Genomic DNA, 22,332 nt, shown 5'->3' on the forward strand with positions numbered 1-22,332 from the left:
ACTTTTTCAAGAGCGGATTAACGATCGAGATTGTTTCCGTGATCTTGCTCGGCTACATCATCCGAGTGTGACTGCGTCTGTTTCTTATTTTCTTCATCACGCTCAGAGTCGAGCCGTTTGAAATCGTCATCGCGACGCATCGCAATGTCCGGCTTGCGGTCCTGTTCTACTTTTGCCCGATTGATGGCTTGTTCGTCTTGCGGCATCTGATCCGTTCCGGCTCGGTGTAAATCAACTTCGGCATGTTCTTCCTTAGAGTCCCGATCGACATCAAGCGTATTCCCTGAACCGAGTTGGGCATTTGAATTTGCAGCGCTCGATGTGTGCGTCTCATCATAACTGCCGTAACGGACTTTGACATCTTCATGTGTATTGTCCGTATTCAAATGCGGATCAAACTGAATATCCTGAACCTCAATCAGAAGTACGAATCCGCCGCCCTCGACTTCGACTTTACGTTCTTCTACATCTTCTGCAGGTAAATCAAGTGAGTCGAACAATTGATCGACTTCTTGATCGCGCCCTTTGTTGCCGCGGATCCGATCCATCCAAGATGGTTTTGTCGCCGCAATTTCCGCGTCCATTTGACTGCGGACGAGTTCGATATCTGATTTTTCCTTGACGATGACATAAAAATCTTCTTCACGGTGCCCCTGAATATGCAATTCATCCATTTTCGAGATTAACTCTTCTTCCGAGTAATACGTACCGATGTATTGTTTCGTTTTCATATGAATCTCCCCTTATGTTCGTTTTGTCGTACAACGTATCCTTATAAGGAGTATTTCCTGTTTCTCTGTAAAATATGCCAACAAGTCGGCTCTTCCATAAAAAAATAATCTATTTGACATGTTTATTCGCCAATCAGCTTTAATCCGACCGTCGCACTAAGAATCAGACCGATACATACTATCCGCTTCCAGTCTTTCGCTTCCTGATAAAAAATCATACTCAGTACTGTTCCACCGGCTGCCCCGATTCCTGTCCAGACAGCGTAAGCTGTTCCCATCGGCAATCCGTTCATCGCAAGTGTCAGAAAAACAAAACTCAAGCCGAATCCGCCAAACATCAATAGACCATTCTTGAACGTTTTATGCTGATTAAACGTATTGATGAAAACGACACCCAGCATTTCAAACAATCCGGCAATAATGACAAATAACCAACTCATTCTTCCACCTCCCCACTGACTAATTTCAATCCGATGACACCCATCAAAAGCACACCAATCAATCCTAACTTCATGACTGACGCACTTTGGTCAAATAAAATGATGTCCAATATGACCGTCCCGACTGTTCCAAGGCCGACGAAGACCGCATAAACTGTTCCAACCGGCAAATGGTTACTCGCCTTAATCAAGACAGCAAAGCTGATGATGATGCTGATGATTGTTCCCATCCATTCAAGTACGCTATCTGCATGTTTCAAACCGACTACCCAAGCAACTTCAAAAAAGGAAGCCACTAGAATTCCTAACCAGTATTTCGTCATCACTTTTCCTCCTAACATTCATCCTAAAAAATAAAAAAAGCCCGGAAGCAGGCGTCTAGACGCTCTACTCCCGGGCTTTTATCCCTCCGTTGCATGAGGTGTACTCATGTGCCTCCCTCGGTCCAAGTCTACGTTGCCGTACGGAACCCTAGAGGCTAGCTATTTCGTTCGATGTCTTCACCCTAGCACGCTTGATTTTATGTGTCAAACAGGAGAATCCACTACCGTTAGCCAATATAGATAAGTGAATCAATGAAAGAGGAGGGTCTCATCATGCGCTACAAAATCAACGATCAACTTCGGATTCGACGTTTCACACCAGAAGATTTGGAAGCTGTCCATTCCTATGCCTCACAACCAATCGCCAGTCAGTATCAGTCGTGGGGACCGAACTCTGAGAGTGATACAAAACAGTTTTTACACGATGCACTTGAAAGTGAACTCGAAAGTCCACGTCGTCGCTATGTCTTCGCCGTCACCTTTCCTGACGATCATGTCATTGGCGCGGGAGAGCTCATCGTCACCGACACAGAACATAAAATCGCAGAAATTGGATATATTTTATCGCCTGACGAATGGGGCAATGGTTACGCGACATCGATTGCAACATTTTTACTCGAATTCGGCTTCGAAAAATTAAACTTACATCGCATCACGGCAACATGTGATCCGCGAAATGTCGCTTCGGAGCGTGTCTTGCAAAAGGTTCGGATGACGCGCGAAGGTTTGTTACGGGAAACCGTTTATTTAGAAGACCACTGGCGCGATTCGTTGATTTACAGCATGCTCGACTGGGAGTGGCAGATTGATCACGAAGCAGAATAACTTCATTTCACCAAAAGAGATGGTCGAATTTCTAGCGAAATTTGTCCGTCTCTTTTTTGATTTATTCACGGCGGAATATGTCCTACGAAATCGTTCCCATAATTTAGTTCATTTTTACTATTTCTGATATCCAGCTCTTTTTCCAAAAAGAAAGTGCTAAACTTATCTTTAGACATGCTAAATTACAATTTTAATGATAGGAGCTCAATGAATGAAATCTTATAAATATTGGTTTACGAGTATCACGGCATCTGTCATGTTACTCGGGTCTCTCCCACTACAAGGCCACGCGGATACGAATCCGACACCAACGGAAGTGACAGAACAAACAGAAACAGAACAAGCAACCGGAACGCAGTACACACTTTCCGAAACTCCTGTTTTTGAGACTGCTGACGAGACGACTCTCGTCAAGACGTTACCAGAAACGACCGCCGTCGAAACCTTTGGCACAGATGGTCTCTTTACACGCATTTCAATCGACGGCGTCTATCGCTTCGTCAAGACAACGCAACTTGCAAAGCAACCGGTTTATCAAAAAATCGATTCGCAATACATAACAGCACTCGCGCCTTCCTATACGACTGCTTCAATTGATACGCCGACAGGAAAATCAATCACTCAAAATACGTTAATCGATACGTACGGGACATCGGGTGACTTCACGCGGATTAAACAAGGCGACGTTTACGTCTTCGTTTCAAGTAAATTCTTAAGTAAGACACCTGTTTATGAAACGACAGGCACTCAATTCGCCCAACAACAAACTGTGATTTATACAGATGCCGATACGACAAGTAAACAACTTGGGAGCTATTCTTTAAATGCTACCGTCAAAACATACGGGACGTCCGGCACATTCACCCGTGTCCAGTTCAATGGTGTTTACGGCTTCGTGCTTACAAAACAACTCGGTTCAAAGGAAGTTGAATCGTATCCGCTGACCGGGAAAAAGTACGCCCAACAAACGACATCCATTTACGACAAAGCAGCAACAAGTTCGGTCATCGGGACGCTAGCACCGAATCAATCGGTCGATCTTTACGGGACATCTGGTCTTTATTCCCGCGTCCGAATCAATGATACCTACGGATACGTATTGACGGCGCACCTCGGCGATTCCGTCGTCTACGCAAAGACCGATCGGCTTTACGTCCAAGATACGACACCGATTCAGGTAGAGCCAAACAGTTCGAGCACCGTCTTGAAGCATCATAAACAAAATACACTTTTGACGATTTATGGCACGAGCGGTGCCTACAGCCGAATCATTTTCCGTGGCGAGTATGCGTACGTCTTGACGAGCTCGCTCGCGAAATCAAAAGTCTATGCCAAAACAGACCGCCTGTACATCCAAAAAACGACACCGATTCAGGTAGAGCCAAACAGTTCGAGCACCGTCTTGAAGCATCATAAACAAAATACACTTTTGACGATTTACGGGACGAGTGGTGCCTACAGCCGGATCATTTTCCGTGGCGAATACGCGTACGTTTTGACGAGCTCACTCGCGAAATCAAAAGTCTATGCCAAAACGGATCGCCTGTACGTCCAAAAAACGACACCGATTCAGGTGGAGCCAAACAGTTCGAGCACCGTCTTGAAGCATCATAAACAAAATACACTTTTGACGATTTACGGGACGAGCGGCGCCTATAGCCGAATCATCTTCCGCGGTGAATATGCGTACGTCTTGACGAGCTCACTCGCGAAATCAAAAGTCTATGCCAAAACAAATCGCCTGTACATCCAAAAAACAACACCGATCCAGCAATCCCCAAGCAGTTCAAGTACGGTTCTTAAGCATCATCAAAAGAACACGCTCTTGACGATTTACGGGACGAGCGGCGCCTATAGCCGAATCATCTTCCGCGGTGAATATGCATACGTCTTGACGAGTTCGCTCGCAGCAACGAAAGCAGATCTGTATGCGACGACAGGAACACGTTACGTGACCGAAGACAAGTTGGTCGTCCATCCAAAAGCCAGTCTTAGCGGAAACATTGGGACACTGAAAAAAGGAGCATTAATCACGACCTATGGAAAAAGCGGTTACTACACACGCGTTAAAATCGGATCACGCTTCGGATTCGTTGACTCAAGTCGGCTCGGTTTAAATAAACCGACATCTAAAGCCAAAGTCGGGACCGTCTTTTACGTCCATTTCAACCAGACACCACTCTTTTCTGCTGACGTCGCCTACAGTCGTCCGGCGAGTCACTTAAGCAAAGGAACGAAATTGATCGGATTAAAATCGATTGATGATGACTTTTGGCAAGTCCGTCTACCGAATGGTCAAACGGGTTACGTCCTCAATCCTTATATCGGAACGAGCAAACCGGATATGCGGTATAACGAGCAAGCCATCAATCGTTCAAAAGTCTATACGGTCAAAGCAACGACTTCATTTTATGACACACCTGCCAGTCCAAAAAGTGCCGGGTTGGTCGAAAAAGGCAAGCGTGTGTATCCGCGTTACCGCGTCGGTAATTTCTATGTCATTCAATCCGGCTGGACGCCCGTCTACATCCCGGTGACGGCCCTTACAGTGACGAGCGAAACAAAAGTTGACAAGAAAAATAATTCACGTGGCGAAAAGTTGATTCAAGCTGCTGTTGCCCATATCGGTACTCCGTACACATGGGGATCACAAAACGTGGCGAATGGTGGATTCGATTGTTCCGGCTTGATTCATTATGCGACGAACCAAGCCGGAAAATACGGCGGACGGACGAATGTCCGCGGTTACTGGTACGGAGCGTTCTTTACAAATCAACGCACAAGTATCAGTTCCGGAAAACGCTCGGATATCGTCTTCTTCGAAAACACGTATACGGATGGCCCCTCGCATATCGGGATCATGTTAGATAGTAAACACTTCATTCATGCCGGAGGATCACAACTGCAAATCAGTTCAATTTACGAGCCGCACTGGCGTGAGCACTTCCTCGGTTTCAAATCAATGTAATGATTAAAAAAACGGACCTTCCCTAACCCGGGAGGTCCGCTTCTTTTAGCTAACATTAAAATGTCATTTCCGCATATTTCGTAACTTGGCGATCGATTAAGTACAATTCGATTTGCTCGCGATACGCTTTATAGTGGTCTGACGCAATATGCGCTTCTAACGCTTCTTCATCTTGATAGACTTCATACAGCATGAACTGATGTTCATCTTCAATCGATTGATGTAAGCTATAACGCAAGCACCCCGGCTCGTTTTGTGAAGCTTTGTAGACCGTACTTAAAATCGGAAAGACTTGATCGGCTAAACCTGCTTTGACTGTGATGACCGCGTTGACAATAATTTCTCCCATGACTTGTTTTCCTCCTCATCATTCATTACTCCTATCTCTACCCGTTTTATAGAAAGTCATACCTCAAAAACCTGAAAGGATGATTATGATGCAACAGCAACTCTTCACTCAACTCGATCAACTCGAACAACAAATCATTGAAAGACGTCGTGATCTGCACCGTCACCCGGAACTCTCTTTTCAAGAAGTGCGGACACCAAACGCCATCGCCTCGTTTTATGAGGAGCTTGGTCTCCCTTACCGCAGGAACGTCGGTGGTAGCGGGATCGTCGCGACCCTCAAAGGAAAACATCCTGGAAAGACCATCGCCATTCGGGCCGATTTCGATGCCCTGCCACTGCAGGAGGAAACGGATCTCGCCTTCCGTTCGATTCATCCGGGTGTCATGCATGCGTGTGGACATGACGGACATACGGCGATTGCACTCGGTCTTGCCTCGGCCTTTACAGCACTGCAAGAAGACCTTCACGGAACAATCGTATTCATTCATCAACACGGGGAAGAAGTCTTCCCGGGTGGTGCCATTCAAATGATTGAAGACGGCTGTCTTGACGGGGTCGATGCAATTTTCGGTACGCATCTCGAAAATGACTTACCTGTCGGAACAATTGGCTATCACGCAGGACATACGCTGTGCGCCATCGATGAATTCGAAATCGTCGTCCACGGACAGGGTGGTCATGCGCAAGCCCCTCATAAAACACAAGATGCACTCGTCGCCGGGGCACAACTCGTCTGTAATCTCCAACACCTTGTCAGTCGGCGAGTTGATCCGTTTTCACCGGCCATCATCGCAATCGGTTCATTCCATGCCGGAACGGCTCCGAACATCGTTACTGGTGAGGCACGGATTGTCGGTGAAATCCGGACATTCGACGAAGCGCTGCGTCACCAGTTACGCCAGCAGGTCGATTTAGTTGCTCGGACGACGTGTGCCGGAATCGGTGCGAGCTACTCCATCGACTTTACGACGGGTTATCCATCCCTTTGGAATCATCCGGTAGAAACAAATCTCGTTAAAGAGGCGACGGCATTTTTAGGTGAAGCCCATGTCAAAGAACTCAAACCGATGATGGCAGCAGACGATTTCGCCTATTATTTAGAGCGTACCCCAGGAAGCTACTTCTTTACGGGGTCCGCCAAAACGGACGGGAGTACGATTTATCCGCAACACCATCCGAAATATGAAATCGATGAACGGGCACTACTCGTCGGCGCGAAATCTCTAGGTGCGACCGTCCTGCATGCCTTACAATCTTAATGATTGACTTTGTCGTTTTAGAGATGCTATTATCACATCAATGATAACGAATTTAATCAACTTCATATAACACTTATCAAGAGTGGACTGAGAGATCTGGATCGATGACGTCCCAGCAACCTGCCTTCAGTGGCAAGGTGCTACGACCAGCAAAGCGCAAGCTTTGGTTGATAAAAAGCGACGACTCCTTTTGCAACCAAGCAAAGGAGTCGTTTTCGTTTTCTCGCTGTCAGAGCACGAATGATTACAGGGCGACTACCGCCAGCGGAAAGGACGAGATATAGATGGAAAAAGCAACATTCGCAGGAGGCTGTTTCTGGTGCATGGTGACACCATTCGAAGAACTGCCCGGTATTCACGGAATTGTTTCCGGTTATACAGGAGGACAAATCGAAAATCCGACATACGAACAAATAAAAACAGGCACGACCGGTCATTCGGAGGTCGTCGAGATTACATTTGATCCGGCGTTATTCTCATACGAGCGGTTACTCGAACTTTACTGGCCGCAAACGGATCCGACTGACGCCGGCGGACAGTTCCAGGACCGTGGGACACAATACGCACCTGCCATCTTTTATCATACGGAAGAACAGCGCCTTGCTGCGATTGCTTCACGTGACGCGCTTGCTGCGAGCAATCGCTTTAAGCAACCGATCGTCACACGAATCGAAGCGGCACAAGCCTTCTATCCAGCAGAAGACTATCATCAAAACTTCCACAAAAAGAATCCGGAGCACTACAAAAAAGACCGGAAAGCATCCGGTCGCGATGAATTCATCGATGTGGCTTGGAAAGAAGAAGTATCTGTCTAAACTAAAAAAAGCCCGCTTCGTGCGGGCTTTCAGCATGTAGACAAACTCTTATGAAGAGTGACTATGCTATAACAAGAGGCAATCCGTTCGCGTTTCCCTGTCTCATCTCGTCTTCAAAGCGATTCGAGACAGACTGTGCTCTAACACTACTCTATGATTTTCTCTGCGGTACACCCTGAAAGCTTCGTTTTTCGTTGACTCCTACGGGAAAAAGCGCGTGAACACGCGCTGCCAAGAGGCTGGCAAGACCCTGCTCGTTGTCCGTGAGGATCAAGGAGCAACGGCTTGCGCCTCGCCCGAGGAAAGCAACGAAAAGAACGAATCTTTCATTCCACAACTACTGATTCGTCTTCGCGCTAAAAAATCGACTTTATACTGCCAGAGTTAACCGTAAGAATTACGATACCTTTTCCGACAACTCATCCGAAGATTCGATTTCTACGACTTGATATCGTTTCAACACAAAAATACCGGCTAGCATCACAAGCAATCCAGCGACTTGTCCGAGCGAAAGCTCAAGTTCCGGTAAACCGAACCAACCGAACAAGTCGACACATAATGCAAAACTCAGTTGCGAAATCAAGACGACCGAAATCGCAATCGATGGACCGAGCAACTGAATCCCGCGCATCACACAAAATACGACACCGACACCGACCAGACCACCGAATAAATAAAGCGGTTCGACCGTTTGAATGTTCGAGAATGTGCCACCCCGAAATACGAGTAGCGCAAACAGTGAACCGATGAACCCGACAAAAAAGACGAGGGTCGTCGTCGCCCATGCCCCGAACGCATGACTCATCCGTGCATTCAATACCGTCTGTAAACTAATCATCATTCCTGCCGTAATCGCACAAAACATACCTAGTCCCACGCTAGCCCCTCCTTATTCGTAACTATTTCCGTTCGCTTTTTCTTTAATCCGCTCTACATCTAAAATAATGATTTTCCCGCGTCGTCTCGCCAAGATTTCTTCTTCACAAAGTGTTGAGATGATACGGTTTAAATGACGGTAACTCGTCCCGAGCCAATCGGCGACGTCATGGAGATTCGACGTTCGCATCTCTTGATAAAACAGACTGTCGGAAACGTCCGAGGTAATCGATAACAGATATCCGGCAAATCGTTCTTCGACCGAATAGAGGACATGAAATGATGCTGATTTCGAGTCCGCGTACCACTTGGTCGTAATGACCCGCAGTAAAAATTGTAAAAAGGTGTTCGTCGTATTGTGCTCACGTAAGATCGCATACGGAATGCTGAGTGCCACGACGTCCGTAATCACCTCGATGGTATTCAAGACTTCCCGTTGATTGATATATTCCGCATCACCAATCACCGTCATCGCCTTTTTAAAGCGTAAAATCCGTTGTTTCCCTTCAGCCGATGCTGCAGAGATTTTAATTTTTCCTTCGACGATGAAATACATCCGGTCAATCGGTTCACCCGTCACACATAACAGGTCCCCTTCCGAAAACGTTTCGATGCGTAAATAGCCTTTACTGGTCTCCGTAAAAATATCCGCTAAGTCGTACTGTTTTAAATAGGTCTCAATCGTCTGCATAGGCCCTCCCTTTAGGACAGTGAAAAAATCGCAACTCCGGCAAGCATCAAACTGATCCCGATCCACTGTCCCCGGTTACTCCTTTTTTTGATGACACCAAACCAGCCGTTCAAATCAATCACGAATGCACATAAAATTTGTGCGACGAGCAACAAACACATCGCCCACGTCATGCCAAGTAACTGGATCGACGTCAGTTCGGTCACGACGACGAGTACGCCAAGCAATCCGCCACTGGCATAGAGGAGCGGAAGCTGTCGAAAACCGCCGATTTTCCGGTCACGAACCACACTATAAATCGCTAAGCACCCCATCAATCCGACGAAATGAACGATCGTCACCGAAAACCACGGACCAATGGCATCTCCTAAACGGGCATTAAAAATCCCCTGCAACGCAATGAATAGTCCACTCATTAATGCGAATATAACTCCCTGCACTTTAAGGCACCTCCTTTTGTTTCTTCTGTTATGAGTAGACACTATTTTCTCCTTATCTGAAAAGGACAAATGTCCCATTTTAAAAAATTGTATAAAAAAAGACGGATTGCCCGTCTTCAGCGTGTAGATAATCGATTAAGAGGCGTAACCATGCGATATCGGGATGCAATCCGTTCGCGCTTCCCCGTCTCGCCTCGTCTTCAAAGCGATATCACCTAAAAAGCGTCACGTTTCGTTGACTCCTACGGGGAAAGCAACGAATAACGACGCTTGATCTCCCGATCGCACGTTGTCTACAGTCCGAAGACGGATTGTTCGTCTTCTCAGGAACAATCCGCCTCACTTCTCGATTACATATAATCCGCCCGCACCCGTTCAATTTGCGTATACGCTTCCTGTTGCATCCGCTCGAATAATTCAGATACGGTCGGAATATCTGTAACGAGACCAGACACGAGACCGGCGTTGACATACCCGTTGACCTCGTCACCATCGACCGCACCCGTCACGTGATACGCTTCTGTCGTCTTCGCGTTAAACTCATCAAGCGATGAAACACCTTGTAGTGCAGCAACGTACGGTCCATTTAACACACGCCGGACACGGCCGACGGAACGACCGATGATTCGTGTCTCAAGATCCGTTGCTCCTACGAGATGGTTCTTGTAGTTCGCATGAACGGCTGCTTCTTGCGTCGCAATCAGACGCGTTCCAAGCTGCACCCCGGACGCACCAAGCATCCAAGCGGCTGCAAGTCCACGACCGTCTCCAATTCCACCAGCCGCGATGACGGGAAGCGTGACCTGATCCACGATTTGCGGAACCAGTGTCAGCGTCGTCAGCTCGAGCGGTGAATTGATACCTGCCGCTTCCACACCTTCTGCAACAAGCAAATCGACCCCGGCCGTTTCTGCCTTTAATGCATGTTTGACTGACGCGATGACCGCAATCGTCGTAATTCCGGCCGTCCGTAAACGTTCAGTATAGGGTGCTGGGTTTCCGGCTGATAAGGACACGACCGGAATCTGTTCTGCTATCGCTAATTCAATCAGGGCTTCCGTATGCGGCGAGACACCAATCGCAATGTTCAAGGCAATCGGATGCGTTGTTAATTGACGGGTCTGCTCAATCAAACGGCGCATTTCTTCCGGCGAACGTGTGCCACAACCGAGTGTTCCTAAACCACCGGCATTCGAGACGGCTGCCGTTAAGGCAGCATGACTGACATTTCCCATTCCGCCTTGGATGATTGGAACGCGGATTTGCAGTAACTCACATAATCGGGACATCGTCTTCCTCCAATCTGCTGTTTAAGAATGATATACTAAGTAAGACTGAATTGAAATTCATTAATCGGAAAAGAGGGATTTTTATGAATATTCCATATCGTGATACGACACCTAGACTTGCGGAGACCGTCTTCGTGGCGCCGGGAGCATTCTTAATCGGTGACGTAACGATCGGTGAAGAGTCAACGGTTTGGTTCAACGCCGTATTACGCGGGGACGAAGGACCGATTACAATCGGGAAGCGTTGCAGCATCCAGGACAACGCGACGATTCATTTATACGAAGGGGCACCTGTCATCGTCGAAGACGAGGTGACGGTCGGACATAATGCGATTCTCCATGGCTGTCGCATCGGTCGCAGATCGATCGTCGGCATGGGGGCGACGGTCCTTGATCACGCCGAAATCGGTGAAGAATGTATCATCGGCGCCAATACGTTGATTCCCCCGGGCAAGAAGTTCCCGCCCCGCTCCTTGATTGTCGGGTCCCCCGGTAAAGTCGTGCGGCAGTTGACACCAGCTGATCTCGAGATGATTCAGGAATCAATCGACTCCTATGTTGATAAAGGGTACGCCTTCCGGGAACAGCTCGGACAATAACTGTTTTCCACATGCGAAAAGTGAACTTCCAGAAGACCGGAGTTCACCTGTAATAGATTCATTTCTCAATTGACGCTACGGTCGTAAGCACAAGGTTACTTTCGCTTACGACCGCTCCGCAAACAATGGATGCTCCGACGCATCGTAGTCAGCACTTTTTTGTGTCACGTCGTGTGTCTCTTTGAAAATCGACTCAAAAAATCGGCTGGCCGGTGCCGCAAGCAGGCGATAGTATTGTTCGAACAATACTGCCGCATGGTGTCCGTTCCAGGCATCCGGAAGTAATTCTTGCGGGAGACCAGGATCCGTAAACAAAAACTTCCGGTATTCATGGACGAGCTTCGTCCGTTCGACAAAACACTGTTCCTCATCCATCTCTCCGAGTTGGATTTGGCTTTGGTGGACGATGTAACGCCGGCTGTACTCAACGATGAATGCTTCGTACCGCGCTTGCAACTCGTCGAGCGGAAAAGCACGTTCGACGAGCGATTGATCTTGTTGCGGTCCGTGGTATTCGCCGACGAAAAAATCGACGTATTCGGTAATCTGATACGCCTCGATCAGACGTGTCGCTTCTTTTTCAAGCGGGTTCGGAGAAATCCAGACCCCGTTTGATAAGTTACCGAAACCACTCCACGTCAGTTCCTTCCGCAACTCATCCCGAATCTGACGTTTTTCCTCCGGAATCGTATACATCAATGTCCGCCATTTCCCATCCCAGACGTGTGGCGTCGACTTGTAAATCCGCCGCGCCGCCTCTTCCATCCGTTCGACCCCACGGTCCGTCAGCGAATAAAAACTTTTTGTCCCTTGTTTTTCAGAAATCAACCATCCTTGCTTGACCATTCGTGAAACGGCAACGCGAACGGCTTGTTCGTTATGTCCGAACTCCTTCAACAACCGAATCAGACTTCCCACCCAAACCTGATTCCCGTAGTGCCGGATGTAATCGCCATAAATCGTAAAAATCATCGATTGGGTATTCGCACTCATGTCATTCACTCTCTCTTTGATATAACGTTTTTTTGTGTACCGTTAGTATACGTGTTATTTCAGGTGGCGACCATCCTCATCTCCCTTGAAACTGCGGTGTTCGCTTCTCAGCAAAGGCGCGGAGTGCTTCAAGCCGGTCCTCGGTCGGTATGACTGCCTCATAGGCTTCCGTTTCAAGTCGTAAGCCGTCAGCGAGCGACACATCCATTCCGCCGTCGATCGCTTGTTTCGCCTGACGAATGGCAATCGGCCCATTGCGGAGCATCGCTGCTGCAAGTTCAAAGCAAGCCGGTAACAACGCATCCTTTGTCGCGACGACTTGCGAGACGAGCCCGTATCGTTCTGCCGTCTCGGCATCAATTTTCTTCGCCGTAAAGATCAGTTCTTTCGCCCGTGTCTCCCCAATCAGACGCGGAAGGCGTTGTGTTCCACCCGCTCCCGGGATGATACCAAAGCTCGTTTCCGTCAGACCGACCAACGCGCCGTCGACGATGATCCGGAAATCGCAGGCAAGCATCCACTCAAATCCCCCGCCAAGCGCGTGACCGTTAACTGCTGCAATCGTCGGTTGAGGCAACGCCGCGATGCTCGCAAAGACTTCACGGATTGCCAGCACATTCCGACGGACTTCTGTTTCATTCAGTGTCACCCGCTCTTTTAAGTCAGCACCGGCACTAAATGCTTTCCCTGTCCCGGTAAATACGACGACCCGGACCGATTCGTCCGTTTTGACGGCATCCACAAGTTCCTGTAGCTCGACCAGCGTCGGATAATCAAAACAATTCATCCGTTCCGGACGATCAATCCGAATCAGCGCAAGTTGTCCACTTCGTTCAAAATGAATCATGTCAGTCCCTCCCGTTCGACTATCAAGGCGATTCCTTGTCCGACCCCGACACACATCGTCGCCAGCCCGTATGTCCGGTTCGTCCGCTTCATTTCATGCAACAAGGTCGTCAAAATCCGGGCACCACTTGCACCGAGTGGATGACCAAAAGCGATCGCCCCTCCGTTGACATTGACCTTGTCTGCATCAAGACCAAGTTCGGCAATACAGGCTAGACTTTGTGCCGCAAATGCTTCATTCAGTTCAACCAGGTCGAGTTGCTCGATCGTCAGTTCCGCACGGCGTAACGCTTTTTTTGTCGCGTCAATCGGACCAATCCCCATGATGGCAGGTTCGACACCTGCCGTCGCACTTGCCCGGTAAAACCCGAGCGGCGTCAGTCCAAGCTCGCGTGCGTGTTCCTCACTCATCAATAACAAAGCGGATGCACCATCATTGACACCTGACGCATTCCCCGCCGTGACCGTTCCGTTTGGAAACAACGGGCGCAATGTGCCGAGCTTCTCGCGCGTCGTCTCCGGTCGCGGATGTTCATCTTGACTGACCTCAAGCATCGCTCCCCGTTTATTTGCGTAACGAACAGGAACGATTTCGTCCGCAAAACGTTGACTATCGATCGCCTGTTTCGCCCGGAACTGGCTTGTATACGCGAAGTCGTCCTGGGCATCCCGGCTGATTCCGTAACGCGACGCGACATTTTCCGCCGTTTCCGGCATCGAGTCGGTTCCGTATTGTTCGGCCAGCCGTTCATTGACGAACCGCCAGCCGATTGTCGTATCGTATAACGTTTGATTGCCACGCGGGAACGCCGCATCCGGTTTCCCCATCACGAATGGAGCACGCGTCATACTTTCCGTCCCGCCGGCGATATAGACGTCGCCTTCGCCTAAGGCAATCGCCCGTGCGGCTGCGATGACAGCATCAAGTCCGGAACCGCATAGCCGATTCATCGTCGTTCCGGCGACGCTGACCGGTAAACCGGCAAGTAAGCCCGACATCCGGGCGACATTCCGATTGTCTTCGCCCGCTTGGTTCGCGTTGCCGAAAATGACTTCTTCGATTGTTTCAGGGGCAACTTGTGTATTACGGGCGAGTAAGGCTTCGATGACGATTGCTCCTAAGTCATCCGGCCGGACGTCTTTTAACGCCCCATTGTACCGTCCGATCGGTGTCCGGACGGCGTCGATGATCGCGACACGCCTCATGGTGCCTTCACCCCGCTTTCCGCATAGTCATATACTCCGCGTCCCGTCTTACGACCGAGTCGTCCCGCTTTGACGTATTGCTCGAGCAATGGAGCCGGACGGTATTTTTCTCCGAGCTTCTCATGTAAGTAACGTAAATTATGCAGGCGCGTATCGAGCCCGACTAAGTCTCCCAGTTCGAACGGTCCCATCGGATAATTCAACCCAAGCTTGATCGCCTTATCGATTTCTTCCGGCGTCCCAAGTCCTTCTTGTAGCATGTAGAAGGCTTCGTTACCGACGAGCGCACTGATCCGTGACGTGACGAACCCCGGGAACTCCTGAATGACGACCGTTTCTTTCCCCATCCGTTCGGCGACGTCCGTCAGCGCCGTCACGGTGTCATCCGACGTCTCAAGTCCACGGACGAGTTCGACAAGCGGCATCAGATGAACCGGATTAAAGAAATGCATCGCCATGACACGGTCCGGTCGCATCGTGAACGAGGCGATTTCCGTCGGGCTCATCGTCGACGTGTTCGTCGCGAAAAAACATGCCGGCCGGGCTGCGGCTTCAATCGTCCGGAAGACAGATTGTTTAATCTCGAACCGTTCCGGAACGGCTTCAATCACGAGATCGGCGTGTGCTGCGGCCGCTGTTAAGTCTGTTGAAAAACGAAGGTGTAAAAACAGTTGTTCGACTTCATCCGCCGACATCTTCCCGCGGATGATTCCTTTTTCGGCAATCCGTTCCAACTCCTGTTTGGCAGAAGTGAGTAAGGCCGTTTCGATGTCGACGAGTGTGACTTCGAATCCTTTTGCGGCTGCGACGTAGGCGATTCCGCGCCCCATGACGCCTGATCCAACAACGACAATCTGATTAATCATCTGAATTCCTCCTTATAAAAAAATGTGCGGACTCGCGTCCGCACGTTGGTGTTTACAGTCCGAACGGATTAAGCGGACGGCTTCCGTAATACGATAAGATACTTTTCGTTTCCGTATATAAATCAAGCGTTTCGATACAGAGTTCACGACCGAAACCGGATTGTTTGTAGCCACCGAACGGCGTACCCGGGAAGGCTGAGAACGGACAGTTAACCATGACAATCCCGGCTTTGATTTGGTTCGCGACTCGTGTCGCCCGCGCCCCGTCCTTCGTCCAGACCGCTGAACCGAGACCAAATTCCGTATCGTTCGCGAGACGAACCGCTTCTTTTTCATCTTTGAATGGCATGACGACGACGACCGGTCCGAAGATTTCTTCATTGACCGCTTTCATCTCGTGCGTGACGTCCGTGATGATCGTCGGTGCATACCAGAAGCCTTTTTCGAATCCTTCGACCTGTTCGACTTGACCGCCCGCAAGGATCGTTGCCCCGTCTGCTTTTGCCGATTGGACGTACCCGTCGATGACATCGAGTTGCTGTTGATCGATGATTGCCCCGACGTGTGTCCCTTTATCGAACGGATTCCCGAGGACAAGCTGCTTTGTCTTCGCGACGAATTGTTCCATGAATGTTTCGTAGATCTCTTCATGGACGTAAAGACGTGACCGTGCCTCACACGATTGACCGCTGTTATAGAAGATGCCGAACAATGAGCCGTCGACAGCAGCCGTGATATCCGCATCTTCAAAGACGATGTTCGGCGACTTGCCGCCGAGCTCGAGCGTGACACGCTTCAGTGTCTCGGATGCCCGACCCATGATGTCTTTCCCGACCGGTGTCGAACCGGTAAAGGCTACTTTATCGACGTGCGGATGCTCGACGAGATGGTTCCCGATTTCGCGTCCTGATCCCGGAATGACGTTGACGACGCCTGCCGGGACACCGGCTTCCAGACAAATTTCTCCGAGAATGATGGCAGTCAGCGGCGTCAGCGTTGCCGGTTTGACGACGACGGAACAACCGACCGCGATCGCTGGTGCGACTTTCCAGGCAGCCATCATCAACGGATAGTTCCATGGAATGATTTGGGCACAGACACCGACTGCTTCTTTTTCTGTGTAGTTATGGAATTGTCCCGGCACGTTATTGACGACACCGCGGTGACCGACGATCGCCCCGGCATAAAATTCGAAGTCTTCGATTGCCTGCGTGACTTGTCCTTGCGCAGCCGCTAACGATTTCCCGGTATCGAGAATCTCGAGTTCCACGATTTCATTGAAGCGCGACCGCATGATGCTGGCGATTTTGTTCAGGATTTGCGCACGACGACCAACTGGCCACATCTTCCATTTGCCATGGTCAAACGCCTCACGTGCTGCTTTGACGGCACGGTCGGCATCTTCTTTGGACGCTTTCGCCACTTCTGCCAAGACTTCGCCGGTCGCCGGGTTATAGGTCTTAAACGTCTCGCCTGTCGTGCCTTCGACTTGTTCCCCATTGATGACGAGGTGGTAGACCGACCGTTTCATTTCGATTGTTTTTTCGTGTACCGTTGACATGACATCCACTCCCTTTTTAGTTTCCTTTGAATGTAGGTTGACGTTTTTCGAGAAAGGCTTGCATGCCTTCCGTTTGATCGTCTGTCGCAAATAACAAGTAGAAATTTCTCCGCTCGTGTTCCATTCCGTCCTGAATCGACAAGTCGCCGGCTTTATCGACGGCATCCTTAATCAGACGGACCGACATCTTCGGTTGCGCCGCAATCCGGTGGGCAACGGTCAATACCGTCGCTTCGAGTCGGTCGGCTTCGACGAGGCGGTTGACGAGCCCAAAACGCTCCGCTTGATCTGCTGTCATCTGCTCCCCCGTCCATAACCATTCGAGGGCACGTGTCCGGCCGATCCGTTTCGTCAGTCGCTGTGTTCCGCCTGCTCCCGGCATGACACCAAGATTGACTTCCGGGAAACCGAACCGTGTCGTATCTGTTGCATAAATTAAATCGCAGGCAAGTGCCAGTTCAAACCCGCCACCAAGGACATATCCGTGAACGGCAGCGAGCAGCGGTTTCTTCAACCGGCTGATGCGATCCCAATCGGCGAAAGGGTCCAGGAGTTCCATCGAAATCGGTGTTGCCTCTACCATCTCATCGATATCTGCCCCGGCAGAAAATGATTTTCCGGCGCCACTCAATACGATGGCACCAATCATTTCGTCGCGGTCGAACTGCTCCATCGCTTCAACGATTTCACGAATCATCGCCCGGTTGAGGGCGTTGTACCGCTCCGGCCGATTGAGAGTGATGCGTCCGACCGCTCCATCAATCGCCGTCTTAACGTACTGTTGCATCGGCATGGACTTCTTCACCAATCATCAATGTGACGAGATCCCCAGCGAAGCTCATCAAGTCCTTCCCGGATGCTTTCCCTTCAAGTGAACGCATACCGGCCTGCATCGACTCGTGACTTTCGTAGACCATTTCACACATCAAATAATATTTTCCTTCGCCACCCATCGGTGAACCGACGATTTTCGTCACGGTCATCTCTTGTAAGCCGGGAATTTTAGCCGTGATCGGACCATGAACATTGAAGTAGTGCTCGTCAAACTGTTCCTTGTTCTCCGGGTGTTTATAAAGCGCGATTAGTTTTACCATATCAATTACCTTCCTTCACATGAGAGTAGAGACGGGTTTCATCGCCTCGAATGGATTTTTACACGTTTTACAGTACAGAATGCTGCGACAGGCCGTCGGACCAAAGAGGTTTTCGATCGATACGAACGTCGAACCACAGTACGGACAATCAATTTCCCAAGATCCGTCGACGACGCGGGGTGGTGCAATTCCGAATGACTTCAGTCCCTCGATTCCCCGCTCAGTGATCCGGTCCGACGTCCACGGCGGGTCAAAGATGAAGACGACGTCGATTGTTTGTAACGCCGTAATTTGCTCGAGTGCTGCAATCGTATTTTTTTTGATGATGTCGAGTGCCGGACACCCGAGGAATGTCGGAAGTAACGTCACCCGAAGCGCGTATCCCGTCGCAGATTCCGTCAACTCCATCTTGTCGAACATACCGAGATCAAGAATGCTGACGGCATCGATTTCCGGATCCTTGACGGTATCGAGCGCGGCCTGGATTTCTTGTTGTAACGCAAGCGTCGTCATGACGCATCCCTCCTCACCATACGGCGGACTGGTCAATCAAGTAGACTTCTCCGAGCGTCGACAAGGCATCGTTCAAGTCAGCCGAATGTTCACCGTTGCGGCCATTGGCTGACATCCGCATCTCCGGTAACGTGACATTCAACTCGACGAGCGTCGGCGTCAATGTCTGATACCAGCGATCAAGTAAGATCCCCTGTCCTTCAATCAATCGCATCTCTTCGATGACATCCCCATGCGCCCCGTAGTCAAACATGTCGCCGAAGTCCGCCAGCACTTGTTCGAGTGCCGCATCCATCTTTTGACGTGCCGTCGGAGTCGCTTGATACAGTTGCGTGAACCACGTTTGCCAGTGGAGCAAGTGATAGTACAATTCCATATTGATTTTGACGGCGGCTGCGGCGAGTGGGGCATAGCTGCTGTTTTTTAAAGCATCGATGCGGATTTTTTTTGCCAGCGTGTAACAGTAGTTCCGGACGACGGCATACGCCCAGTCATATTCCGGTGTCTCCATGTAGTATCCGGGACCGTTGACCCGTTCGACGAGAATCGAATTTTTCCGTTCATGCGCCAGCCGGACGTGTGCCAATGCGTCCGCCTTCCCCTCCCCTAACTCTTCGAGCAACTGATAATACATCGCCGCGTGTCCCATCGAATCCTGGGCGATGGATGAGGACGCGACATCTTCTTCGATATGCGGTGCCAGACCAAGCCATTCCGAGCCGCGGAACGCATAAAGGAAATCGTCATCCGCTAACTGATACAGTAACGCTGCGAGCGCTGTCCGTTCTTGCTCCGTCATTTCGAGTCGCCTCCCTGCCAAGACATGATTTCTTTTTCGTCGAGCATCTGCTGTTCATAATGGCGCCACTTTTTCTTCAAGTAGCCGTACCCTTTCGTCGTCCGGTAATCCTTGTTATCGAGTCGCGTCAACATCTGCTTTTCGTCCGGAGTCAGGCCGCGGACGTCCGTCCGTTTGACGACCCAAATGTCGACGACCGGTTCGCGGCGCATGAAGTTTTCTTGCGCCATCAGTAAAGCCATTTCCTTGTTTGGTGCAAGCAAGCTGAATTGATGCGTGAACGCGGCGTTCGGCGTCCGTTTACTAAACACTTCGAACTCCTGATAAAATGTTTCCGTCATGTCGTTCCCCTCCTTCATGCCATCGTCTCGGCCAACGCTTCACGGACCCACGCGTTATTTTGATAAGACGTCCGGCGTAAGGCGAGACGCTCCTTCGAACGCGGTCCTCCGCCTTGAATGATTTTCTTAAACTCCGACCAATCGGGCTGGGCATAAATCCATTGTCCCGATTCTTCGTCAAAACGGAGCGTTGGATCCGGAATGACCAGTCCAAGCGATTGAATCCGCGGGACATACTTCGTAAAGAAATTTTGCCGGAGTTCTTCGTTTGTCTTCGTCCGAATCTTATAAGCGATCGTGATATCCTGTTTTGATGTCCCGGTCGTTTCTTTTGTCGCCGGACCGAAGAACATCAACAGTGACTCCCACCATTCATCCAGTGATTCCTGAATCATTGCTTTTTGTTCGGGTGTTCCTTCAGCAAGTGCCATGATGATTGATTCACCATGCTGCGCATGGAACACTTCTTCCGCACAAATTCGTTGTAAGGCACGGGCATACGGACCGTATGACGCCCCTAACATGTTCGTCTGGGTGATGATTGCCGCCCCATCAACGAGCCAACCGATCGTTCCGGCATCTGCCCATGTACGGGTCGGCATGTGGAAGACGTTGTGAAACTTCAGACGTCCCGTAAACAGGTCATCCATCAAATCACCGCGCGTTTTCCCGTACGGTTTCATCAAATCCTCGACGACGCGGAGCAACAGTTGTCCGTGCCCCATTTCATCCTGGACTTTCGCCATGATCCCAAGTTTTCGCCGGAGGGACGGGGCTTTCGGGACCCATTCCTTCTCTGGTAAGGCGCCCATGATTTCGCTGATTCCGTGCATCGAAATCAATTTGATTAACGTATCGCGGTAAAACGCAGGCATCCAGTCATCGGCTTCAATCTTTTCACCATTCTCGATTCGTTCCGTGAACCGGGCGAGCTTTTCATCTTCCGTCATGACTTCCGGTTCGAACAAGTGTGTTGCATCGTACATGTTGAGTTCCTCCTCTTGTCTTAAACAGGTTCTTTATCCGACGTTTCGGTCCGACGATCGACAATCCGCTCTGCTTTTCCTTCTGAACGGGTGACGCCATACCGCGGGTGACAGATCATTTCAATCGAAATCAGGCATTCTGATTTGATGGCTTCACAGACGGTTCGCATGACTGCTTCCTGCTGCGTCTGTTCTTCGAGCTCGACGTGCAGCTCGATCGCATCAAGTCCATGTCGTTTGACGAGATGAATTTGATAATGCGGTGTGACACCATCTTGTTTCAACAGGACACGTTCAATCTCCGACGGGAAGACGTTGACACCGCGGATGATCATCATGTCATCCGTTCGTCCTGTAATCCGGGACATCCGGGTCGTCGTTCGACCGCAAGCGCATGTTTCACGTGTAATCGAAGCGAGGTCCCCCGTCCGGTAGCGGATAATTGGAAGCGCTTTCTTTTTTAAACTTGTAAAAACGAGTTCCCCGACCATCCCTTCTGGTAACGGTTCCCCCGTGCTGGGATCAATGACTTCCGTGATGAACAAGTCATCCATGATGTGTAATCCCTGTTGCGCTGGACATTCGATTGCGACGCCCGGACCCATGATTTCGCTCAGTCCGTAAATATCAAGTGCAGTAATATTCAATTTTTCTTCGAGCGTCCGACGCATTTCTTCCGACCACGGTTCAGCTCCGAAAATTCCATAACGTAAGCCCGTTGCCCGAGGATTGATGCCCCGCTCTTCCATCCGTTCTGCGAGGCGCAGCACATAAGAAGGTGTCCCGCAAATCCCTGTCGGTTTGAAGTCTTCGATCAATGTGATTTGCCGATCCGTATTCCCGCCTGATACGGGGACGACCGTCATCCCGAGTTTTTCTGCTCCGGCATGTAAACCGAGCCCACCCGTGAACAGTCCATAACCATACGCGTTATGCAACAAATCCGTCCGTTTTGCACCTGCCATGACGAGACCACGTGCGACGGCACCTGCCCAGTCGTCCAAATCTTCCTGCGTGTACCCGACGACCGTCGCTTTGCCGCTCGTTCCGGACGAGGCGTGAATGCGCGCAACCTCTTCTTGTTTGACGGCAAACAGCCCGAACGGATAGTTCTCACGTAAATCACTTTTTCCGGTGAACGGAAGTTTTTGAATATCTTCTAGCTGATCAAAGGCAACAGCATCAAGCCCGGCTTCCTCAAAACGTTTCCGGTAAAACGGCACACGTTCCATCGCATACCGGACCGTTTCACGTAAACGATTGAGTTGCAGTCGTTGTCGTGTTTCATGCGTCATCGTCTCAAGTGCCTCATCATAAAACATAGCGCACCTCCCCATTCATTTAACACAATAAAAATACGCCCGTTTAAATTTAGTTATACGTTAAACCTACGATACGTTCACAATGTTGTCAATGATTCATTTTGTTAAAAGCTCCCATATCTTTCGTCACCCAATCGAATCTTCGTCATTTTTCGGATTTAAGGTCTTTTCACCATCATAAAACGGCATAACATACTA

25 protein-coding genes and 1 riboswitch are annotated in these 22,332 nt (G+C 49.8%); of the genes, 5 read left to right on the forward strand and 20 right to left on the reverse strand.

The window, feature by feature from the left end:
* Nucleotides 1-17: 17 nt before the first annotated feature.
* From KNP98_RS09460 to KNP98_RS09470, 3 genes are all read right to left on the reverse strand, one after another.
* On the reverse strand, nt 18-731 hold the full coding sequence (locus tag KNP98_RS09460; RefSeq protein ID WP_088836233.1) for a general stress protein: 714 nt from the start codon (nt 729-731) through the stop codon (nt 18-20).
* A 122-nt stretch (nt 732-853) separates the two neighbouring features.
* Entirely contained in the window at nt 854-1,171 is a 318-nt protein-coding gene (locus KNP98_RS09465; RefSeq protein WP_214767181.1) for a DMT family transporter, read from the reverse strand.
* Nucleotides 1,168-1,494, reverse strand: coding sequence for a DMT family transporter (locus KNP98_RS09470; RefSeq protein ID WP_088836231.1), 327 nt, complete (start codon nt 1,492-1,494; stop codon nt 1,168-1,170). Before KNP98_RS09470 ends, KNP98_RS09465 begins: the two co-directional genes overlap by 4 nt.
* 273 nt (nt 1,495-1,767) lie before the next feature.
* On the opposite strand from KNP98_RS09470, the gene KNP98_RS09475 reads away from it, so the two are divergent.
* Nucleotides 1,768-2,319 carry a GNAT family N-acetyltransferase gene (locus tag KNP98_RS09475; RefSeq protein ID WP_214805506.1) on the forward strand — a complete coding sequence of 184 codons (552 nt, stop codon included), beginning with the start codon at nt 1,768-1,770 and terminating at the stop codon, nt 2,317-2,319.
* A 211-nt stretch (nt 2,320-2,530) separates the two neighbouring features.
* Nucleotides 2,531-5,287 carry an SH3 domain-containing C40 family peptidase gene (locus tag KNP98_RS09480; protein ID WP_251135167.1) on the forward strand — a complete coding sequence of 919 codons (2,757 nt, stop codon included), beginning with the start codon at nt 2,531-2,533 and terminating at the stop codon, nt 5,285-5,287.
* Between the two features lie 55 nt (nt 5,288-5,342).
* On the opposite strand, the gene KNP98_RS09485 is transcribed toward KNP98_RS09480, so the two are convergent.
* On the reverse strand, nt 5,343-5,636 hold the full coding sequence (locus KNP98_RS09485; RefSeq protein ID WP_029332555.1) for a putative quinol monooxygenase: 294 nt from the start codon (nt 5,634-5,636) through the stop codon (nt 5,343-5,345).
* 88 nt (nt 5,637-5,724) lie between these two features.
* Here KNP98_RS09485 and KNP98_RS09490 point away from each other — a divergent pair, with 88 nt between their 5' ends.
* Nucleotides 5,725-6,897: a M20 metallopeptidase family protein gene (locus KNP98_RS09490; RefSeq protein ID WP_214811269.1), complete on the forward strand. Its 1,173-nt coding sequence runs from the start codon at nt 5,725-5,727 to the stop codon at nt 6,895-6,897.
* Between the two features lie 70 nt (nt 6,898-6,967).
* A riboswitch (SAM riboswitch) is annotated at nt 6,968-7,074 on the forward strand.
* A gap of 107 nt (nt 7,075-7,181) precedes the next feature.
* Complete coding sequence (gene msrA, locus KNP98_RS09495; RefSeq protein WP_088836228.1) at nt 7,182-7,712, forward strand: peptide-methionine (S)-S-oxide reductase MsrA; 531 nt, start codon at nt 7,182-7,184, stop codon at nt 7,710-7,712.
* Nucleotides 7,713-8,109: 397 nt separating this feature from the next.
* On the opposite strand, the gene KNP98_RS09500 is transcribed toward msrA, so the two are convergent.
* The 4 genes from KNP98_RS09500 to KNP98_RS09515 form a co-directional block, all read right to left on the reverse strand.
* Nucleotides 8,110-8,589, reverse strand: coding sequence for a DMT family transporter (locus KNP98_RS09500; protein ID WP_214767191.1), 480 nt, complete (start codon nt 8,587-8,589; stop codon nt 8,110-8,112).
* Nucleotides 8,590-8,601: 12 nt separating this feature from the next.
* Nucleotides 8,602-9,279 carry a Crp/Fnr family transcriptional regulator gene (locus tag KNP98_RS09505; RefSeq protein ID WP_214770488.1) on the reverse strand — a complete coding sequence of 226 codons (678 nt, stop codon included), beginning with the start codon at nt 9,277-9,279 and terminating at the stop codon, nt 8,602-8,604.
* Between the two features lie 11 nt (nt 9,280-9,290).
* On the reverse strand, nt 9,291-9,719 hold the full coding sequence (locus KNP98_RS09510; protein WP_214767195.1) for a DMT family transporter: 429 nt from the start codon (nt 9,717-9,719) through the stop codon (nt 9,291-9,293).
* 350 nt (nt 9,720-10,069) lie between these two features.
* Nucleotides 10,070-11,008, reverse strand: coding sequence for an NAD(P)H-dependent flavin oxidoreductase (locus KNP98_RS09515; protein ID WP_214811270.1), 939 nt, complete (start codon nt 11,006-11,008; stop codon nt 10,070-10,072).
* An 83-nt stretch (nt 11,009-11,091) separates the two neighbouring features.
* Here KNP98_RS09515 and KNP98_RS09520 point away from each other — a divergent pair, with 83 nt between their 5' ends.
* A complete protein-coding gene (locus KNP98_RS09520) occupies nt 11,092-11,607 on the forward strand; it encodes a gamma carbonic anhydrase family protein (RefSeq protein WP_214767199.1) in 516 nt (171 codons plus the stop codon).
* Between the two features lie 105 nt (nt 11,608-11,712).
* Here KNP98_RS09520 and paaX read toward each other — a convergent pair whose 3' ends face one another.
* From paaX to KNP98_RS09580, 12 genes are all read right to left on the reverse strand, one after another.
* The gene (gene paaX, locus KNP98_RS09525) at nt 11,713-12,600 is read right to left on the reverse strand and encodes a phenylacetic acid degradation operon negative regulatory protein PaaX (RefSeq protein WP_088836220.1); all 888 of its coding nucleotides are present in this window, start codon (nt 12,598-12,600) and stop codon (nt 11,713-11,715) included.
* A gap of 76 nt (nt 12,601-12,676) precedes the next feature.
* Nucleotides 12,677-13,447, reverse strand: a complete 771-nt coding sequence (locus KNP98_RS09530) for an enoyl-CoA hydratase-related protein (protein ID WP_088836219.1) — start codon at nt 13,445-13,447, stop codon at nt 12,677-12,679.
* Nucleotides 13,444-14,652, reverse strand: a complete 1,209-nt coding sequence (locus tag KNP98_RS09535) for an acetyl-CoA C-acyltransferase (RefSeq protein WP_214805511.1) — start codon at nt 14,650-14,652, stop codon at nt 13,444-13,446. The genes KNP98_RS09530 and KNP98_RS09535 overlap by 4 nt, the downstream gene beginning before the upstream one ends.
* Nucleotides 14,649-15,518 carry a 3-hydroxyacyl-CoA dehydrogenase gene (locus tag KNP98_RS09540; protein ID WP_214811271.1) on the reverse strand — a complete coding sequence of 290 codons (870 nt, stop codon included), beginning with the start codon at nt 15,516-15,518 and terminating at the stop codon, nt 14,649-14,651. Before KNP98_RS09540 ends, KNP98_RS09535 begins: the two co-directional genes overlap by 4 nt.
* Before the next feature lie 52 nt (nt 15,519-15,570).
* Nucleotides 15,571-17,079, reverse strand: a complete 1,509-nt coding sequence (locus KNP98_RS09545) for an aldehyde dehydrogenase family protein (protein WP_214811274.1) — start codon at nt 17,077-17,079, stop codon at nt 15,571-15,573.
* Between the two features lie 16 nt (nt 17,080-17,095).
* Nucleotides 17,096-17,872, reverse strand: a complete 777-nt coding sequence (locus KNP98_RS09550) for an enoyl-CoA hydratase/isomerase family protein (RefSeq protein WP_214811275.1) — start codon at nt 17,870-17,872, stop codon at nt 17,096-17,098.
* Nucleotides 17,850-18,173: an EthD family reductase gene (locus KNP98_RS09555; protein ID WP_214767211.1), complete on the reverse strand. Its 324-nt coding sequence runs from the start codon at nt 18,171-18,173 to the stop codon at nt 17,850-17,852. The genes KNP98_RS09550 and KNP98_RS09555 overlap by 23 nt, the downstream gene beginning before the upstream one ends.
* 15 nt (nt 18,174-18,188) lie before the next feature.
* On the reverse strand, nt 18,189-18,686 hold the full coding sequence (gene paaD / locus KNP98_RS09560) for a 1,2-phenylacetyl-CoA epoxidase subunit PaaD (protein ID WP_214811277.1): 498 nt from the start codon (nt 18,684-18,686) through the stop codon (nt 18,189-18,191).
* A 13-nt stretch (nt 18,687-18,699) separates the two neighbouring features.
* Nucleotides 18,700-19,485, reverse strand: a complete 786-nt coding sequence (paaC, locus tag KNP98_RS09565) for a 1,2-phenylacetyl-CoA epoxidase subunit PaaC (RefSeq protein ID WP_214767215.1) — start codon at nt 19,483-19,485, stop codon at nt 18,700-18,702.
* The gene (gene paaB, locus KNP98_RS09570) at nt 19,482-19,826 is read right to left on the reverse strand and encodes a 1,2-phenylacetyl-CoA epoxidase subunit PaaB (protein WP_029332538.1); all 345 of its coding nucleotides are present in this window, start codon (nt 19,824-19,826) and stop codon (nt 19,482-19,484) included. The genes paaC and paaB overlap by 4 nt, the downstream gene beginning before the upstream one ends.
* Before the next feature lie 14 nt (nt 19,827-19,840).
* On the reverse strand, nt 19,841-20,812 hold the full coding sequence (paaA, locus tag KNP98_RS09575) for a 1,2-phenylacetyl-CoA epoxidase subunit PaaA (protein ID WP_214767219.1): 972 nt from the start codon (nt 20,810-20,812) through the stop codon (nt 19,841-19,843).
* A gap of 20 nt (nt 20,813-20,832) precedes the next feature.
* Nucleotides 20,833-22,134 carry a phenylacetate--CoA ligase family protein gene (locus KNP98_RS09580; RefSeq protein WP_214811279.1) on the reverse strand — a complete coding sequence of 434 codons (1,302 nt, stop codon included), beginning with the start codon at nt 22,132-22,134 and terminating at the stop codon, nt 20,833-20,835.
* Nucleotides 22,135-22,332: the final 198 nt, after the last annotated feature.

It is taken from the genome of Exiguobacterium sp. s127, from assembly GCF_018618695.1.
Classification (GTDB): Bacteria; Bacillota; Bacilli; order Exiguobacteriales; family Exiguobacteriaceae; genus Exiguobacterium_A; species Exiguobacterium_A oxidotolerans.

What these genes read in the sequence shown, in the direction of transcription:
- KNP98_RS09520 (WP_214767199.1), top strand. Translation starts at nt 11,092, where the DNA reads ATGAATATTCCATATCGTGATACGACACCTAGACTTGCGGAGACCGTC.
- KNP98_RS09580 (WP_214811279.1), bottom strand. Translation starts at nt 22,134, where the DNA reads ATGTTTTATGATGAGGCACTTGAGACGATGACGCATGAAACACGACAA.
- KNP98_RS09515 (WP_214811270.1), bottom strand. Translation starts at nt 11,008, where the DNA reads ATGTCCCGATTATGTGAGTTACTGCAAATCCGCGTTCCAATCATCCAA.
- msrA (WP_088836228.1), top strand. Translation starts at nt 7,182, where the DNA reads ATGGAAAAAGCAACATTCGCAGGAGGCTGTTTCTGGTGCATGGTGACA.
- KNP98_RS09530 (WP_088836219.1), bottom strand. Translation starts at nt 13,447, where the DNA reads ATGATTCATTTTGAACGAAGTGGACAACTTGCGCTGATTCGGATTGAT.
- KNP98_RS09550 (WP_214811275.1), bottom strand. Translation starts at nt 17,872, where the DNA reads ATGCCGATGCAACAGTACGTTAAGACGGCGATTGATGGAGCGGTCGGA.
- paaA (WP_214767219.1), bottom strand. Translation starts at nt 20,812, where the DNA reads ATGTACGATGCAACACACTTGTTCGAACCGGAAGTCATGACGGAAGAT.
- paaC (WP_214767215.1), bottom strand. Translation starts at nt 19,485, where the DNA reads ATGACGGAGCAAGAACGGACAGCGCTCGCAGCGTTACTGTATCAGTTA.
- paaD (WP_214811277.1), bottom strand. Translation starts at nt 18,686, where the DNA reads ATGACGACGCTTGCGTTACAACAAGAAATCCAGGCCGCGCTCGATACC.
- KNP98_RS09475 (WP_214805506.1), top strand. Translation starts at nt 1,768, where the DNA reads ATGCGCTACAAAATCAACGATCAACTTCGGATTCGACGTTTCACACCA.
- KNP98_RS09505 (WP_214770488.1), bottom strand. Translation starts at nt 9,279, where the DNA reads ATGCAGACGATTGAGACCTATTTAAAACAGTACGACTTAGCGGATATT.
- KNP98_RS09535 (WP_214805511.1), bottom strand. Translation starts at nt 14,652, where the DNA reads ATGAGGCGTGTCGCGATCATCGACGCCGTCCGGACACCGATCGGACGG.
- KNP98_RS09490 (WP_214811269.1), top strand. Translation starts at nt 5,725, where the DNA reads ATGCAACAGCAACTCTTCACTCAACTCGATCAACTCGAACAACAAATC.
- paaB (WP_029332538.1), bottom strand. Translation starts at nt 19,826, where the DNA reads ATGACGGAAACATTTTATCAGGAGTTCGAAGTGTTTAGTAAACGGACG.
- paaX (WP_088836220.1), bottom strand. Translation starts at nt 12,600, where the DNA reads ATGAGTGCGAATACCCAATCGATGATTTTTACGATTTATGGCGATTAC.
- KNP98_RS09470 (WP_088836231.1), bottom strand. Translation starts at nt 1,494, where the DNA reads ATGACGAAATACTGGTTAGGAATTCTAGTGGCTTCCTTTTTTGAAGTT.
- KNP98_RS09480 (WP_251135167.1), top strand. Translation starts at nt 2,531, where the DNA reads ATGAAATCTTATAAATATTGGTTTACGAGTATCACGGCATCTGTCATG.
- KNP98_RS09485 (WP_029332555.1), bottom strand. Translation starts at nt 5,636, where the DNA reads ATGGGAGAAATTATTGTCAACGCGGTCATCACAGTCAAAGCAGGTTTA.
- KNP98_RS09540 (WP_214811271.1), bottom strand. Translation starts at nt 15,518, where the DNA reads ATGATTAATCAGATTGTCGTTGTTGGATCAGGCGTCATGGGGCGCGGA.
- KNP98_RS09460 (WP_088836233.1), bottom strand. Translation starts at nt 731, where the DNA reads ATGAAAACGAAACAATACATCGGTACGTATTACTCGGAAGAAGAGTTA.
- KNP98_RS09545 (WP_214811274.1), bottom strand. Translation starts at nt 17,079, where the DNA reads ATGTCAACGGTACACGAAAAAACAATCGAAATGAAACGGTCGGTCTAC.
- KNP98_RS09465 (WP_214767181.1), bottom strand. Translation starts at nt 1,171, where the DNA reads ATGAGTTGGTTATTTGTCATTATTGCCGGATTGTTTGAAATGCTGGGT.
- KNP98_RS09555 (WP_214767211.1), bottom strand. Translation starts at nt 18,173, where the DNA reads ATGGTAAAACTAATCGCGCTTTATAAACACCCGGAGAACAAGGAACAG.